This is a genomic window from Phytobacter sp. V69 (assembly GCF_965644215.1).
In the GTDB taxonomy this organism is placed as follows: domain Bacteria; phylum Pseudomonadota; class Gammaproteobacteria; order Enterobacterales; family Enterobacteriaceae; genus Phytobacter.
Map to the genome: position 1 here is coordinate 1 of NZ_CBFFRL010000323.1, position 3,465 is coordinate 3,465.

Sequence of the window (3,465 nt, forward strand, 5' to 3'; positions counted from 1 at the left end):
TCAGGCAACCGTCTGTGGTGTTTGCAGAGCTAAGATTGGCGGCTTAGCGTTGCACTTCGGAGTTGAATCCGCCAACTTTGTACCAAAAATGTAGCGCCCAATATTACTGGTCTTGTCAGCACGGGATTGAGATGGTATGGCGTGAAAGCAATAAAGGCCGAAGCAGACTCCGGCCTTTTGAATATCAGAGGAATGGTACTATCGGCATCACCCCGCGAGAAATCGTCGCGATAAAGCCTTTTTCAACCTGCTCGGCATGGTCCGTCAATACAACACCGTCCAGGTCCCCTTCCACATGGGAATGGATGGCCTGGTAGCGAATAAAGCGCATTTTCATCCACGGATAAGCAATGCCGAGCGTAATGCCAGAGACAACGATCAGCAGCAGCAGTTGCACCACAACGCCATGGAATGTCAGCGTGGAAGCAAAGCGAATGCGCCCTTGCGCCAGCGTCAGGCCATTCACAAAGTGATTGCGGAAAGCCTGCCAGATATAGGCCGATGACAGCACAATGGCACCAAGATAAAGCAGGTAGCACAGCAGGATCTGTCCACGGTGCTGCGACATCATCGCTAATTGTGCAGCGTCACTTGAGCCCCCCATCACACTCAACATCCCTATGCTGCTAAAGGAGGTCGAGAGTAAATAAAACATCAGCCCCAGAAACGGAACCAGAATGCATAAAGAGAACAGGCAGGCTTTAATGCAGTATGCCGTACTGACGCGGATATCAAATTTATGCACGCCAAACTGGCCGCCTTTCCCGGTCAGGGATAACCATTTGGCGTAGACGTAGCCATTCATAATACTCATCCCCACAATACCAATGAGGATCAGAATGCCAATATTAAGCATAAAACGGTCAAAATCGTAACCGCTAAACATCATATTCCCGAGGCCATAAATAATGACGCACAGCAGAATAAGCAGCAGCGTTGGCAGCCCCATCATAATCCACCAGGCACTTTTCATCGAACAATGAAAGGCGAAGCGCACATTATTTAACGTGGTCATCAACGCATTATATTGCAGGCTTTTTACCATAAAGAATGGCATAACCAGCATCAGCAGAAAGATCACCAGCGCCCCCAAGAAAGGATGGAGAATTTCTGCCACAACGATCAGGATAAAAAGAAATATCGACATCAGCAGCCAACTCAGAAAGAGCGCGCCACCCTTTGCATGATAGCCAAAACGGGCACCGTTCAATTCCATGTTTTCGTACACATATCGCCGGGAACGTACCATCGCCCATGGCACATAGATACCTAAGGTAATCACACTCAGCAGAATATTAACCAGAGAGATAAGAAAATAATCCAAACCTTTGCCATGAAATATAAATGCTTGCCGGAAATTATTTGTATAACGGATATCACCGTTCATAACCACATCATCCTTAAATATAAAAATTGATTTGATAAATAATGATTATCACTTCCGTGAAGCGCGCTACCATAACGCATCGCTTTATAAATCACACCCTAATTAAACAACTTGCAGCCACTTTCAGAGAGTGCTATTAAATACGCGTATAAATGAGTGTATTTTATTGAGCGATTGTATGAATGTTGTGGCTAAGCAGAGCGTGACATTACGCCGGTTGACTGCCGGGGATAATGCCGCGATTGCCTCCGTTATTCGTCGGGTTTCTGCCGAATACGGTCTTACCGCCGATAAAGGCTATACCGTGGCGGATCCCAACCTGGACGAGCTGTATCAACTCTACAGCCAGCCGGGGCACGCCTATTGGGTGGTTGAGCAGGATGGCATCGTCGCGGGCGGCGGTGGCGTTGCGCCATTAAGCTGTAGCGATGCGGATATTTGCGAACTGCAGAAGATGTATTTCCTCTCCTCAGTTCGTGGCCAGGGGCTGGCAAAAAAACTGGCGCTGCTCGCCTTAGATCATGCCCGCGCGCAGGGTTTTACCCGCTGTTATCTGGAAACAACGGAGTTCTTAAAAGAGGCGATTGGCCTGTACGAACATCTCGGCTTTGAACACATCAGCGAGCCGCTGGGCTGTACCGGTCATGTGGACTGCGAAGTGCGAATGCTTAAAACGCTGTAGCTAAATTGCCCTCTCCCGCCTTACACGGGAGAGGGAAGCACGTTACTGATTTTCCGCCGCCATGACAAAACGCACGATCCCCGCGGCCTGATCCTGCGGTAACTTCAGCACGTTATTCCACAAGTCCTGCACCATGTCGCAGACGATCTTCTCTTTGCCGATGCCCTTACGTGGGTCCGGCATGATCTCGATATCCTGCCCGTACTTTTTGACCAGCACCGCGACAACAGGCTGAATATGCTGCTGCGCGTCCTGGCGTTCTTTATCCGTTACCGTATGACGATTCGCACCATAGGCTGAACGCATCATCGTCGCATCAGTATTCATTCGATTGAAAAGGAAATCGCGAGACACCATTTTTGCAGGATTGATTCCCCCTTTCACCGTCGGGAACAGAAAACGGAAACAGTCATCATCGCTGACTTTTTGTATCAGGGCGGTTTGCTCCATATTGATGCGCATATAGGCAACTACATTGTCATCCGTCGCGTTTTGTAAGCGCGCCATTTGCACACCCAACACCAGAGGCTGAATGTAATCAATAATCTGCTGCTGGGTTTTGCCTTCCTTTTGCATCGCTTTCGCATTCGTGCGAATTTTCTCCAGCAACTCTGGCTCCTGTTCACGCAACACCTGATACGTAGGCATGCTATCCATTGCACGAAGTGCCGCTTCCATCTGCGATTCACCGCTGTTTCCCAGGTACGGCTCCAGGTAATTCCGATAGCCATAACCCCAGGCCAGAATAACGACCAAAATAATCACCGCTGAGGTGATACCCCCGATTTTCCCTTTCCGGCGAAGATACTGCGTGAGCGCAGCCGCCAGACCGGCGACAAAAGCGGAGAGTAAAATAGACGTCCAGTTCATTTCAGATTCCTTATAACAACAGTGCGGACTGTTGTACCAGCCTGACGGGGATTGTCACCCCGCCAGGCGGCATAACTACTGATTCTGGCAGGTCAGACAGGCACGCCGCTGTGGAAACGAAATTCCGGATCCGGCGAAGTGATTAACTCCGCTTCGATCTCACCGAAATAGCGCACTCGCGGGGCGATATCGGTTTCCGAGACCTGCTGAGCCAGTGCGAGATAATCCTGATAGTGGCGGGCTTCGGAACGCAGCAGCGACAGATAGAATTTCTGCAGTTCGTCTTCAAGATGCGGCGCCAGCGCGGCAAAACGTTCGCAGGAGCGCGCTTCGATATAGGCACCGCAAATCAGCTTATCGATAAGCGTGAGCGGCTCATGGGTTCGCACGCCCTTGAGCATACCTTTCGCATAGCGGCTGGCGGTGATCTTCACATAGGGAATATCGCGCGAGCCTGTACATAAAATTGTGTAATTGCCTGATTTTGATATGTTCAATCCAACATCAAAAGCAGGTTAATTTATGG

3 protein-coding genes and 1 pseudogene are annotated in these 3,465 nt (G+C 49.8%); 1 reads left to right on the forward strand and 3 read right to left on the reverse strand.

Annotated elements, in window-relative coordinates:
- Positions 1 to 184: 184 nt before the first annotated feature.
- Positions 185 to 1,387, reverse strand: coding sequence for a YjgN family protein (locus ACSZPU_RS24475; protein ID WP_499004172.1), 1,203 nt, complete (start codon positions 1,385 to 1,387; stop codon positions 185 to 187).
- A gap of 178 nt (positions 1,388 to 1,565) precedes the next feature.
- Here ACSZPU_RS24475 and ACSZPU_RS24480 point away from each other — a divergent pair, with 178 nt between their 5' ends.
- Positions 1,566 to 2,069: a GNAT family N-acetyltransferase gene (locus tag ACSZPU_RS24480; protein WP_499004174.1), complete on the forward strand. Its 504-nt coding sequence runs from the start codon at positions 1,566 to 1,568 to the stop codon at positions 2,067 to 2,069.
- A 42-nt stretch (positions 2,070 to 2,111) separates the two neighbouring features.
- On the opposite strand, the gene ACSZPU_RS24485 is transcribed toward ACSZPU_RS24480, so the two are convergent.
- Both ACSZPU_RS24485 and miaE read right to left on the reverse strand, forming a co-directional pair.
- Positions 2,112 to 2,939: a topoisomerase II gene (locus ACSZPU_RS24485; RefSeq protein WP_499004176.1), complete on the reverse strand. Its 828-nt coding sequence runs from the start codon at positions 2,937 to 2,939 to the stop codon at positions 2,112 to 2,114.
- A gap of 92 nt (positions 2,940 to 3,031) precedes the next feature.
- Positions 3,032 to 3,391 (reverse strand): annotated as a pseudogene (gene miaE, locus ACSZPU_RS24490) (tRNA isopentenyl-2-thiomethyl-A-37 hydroxylase MiaE); the annotation flags it as partial.
- Between the last annotated feature and the right edge of the window lie 74 nt (positions 3,392 to 3,465).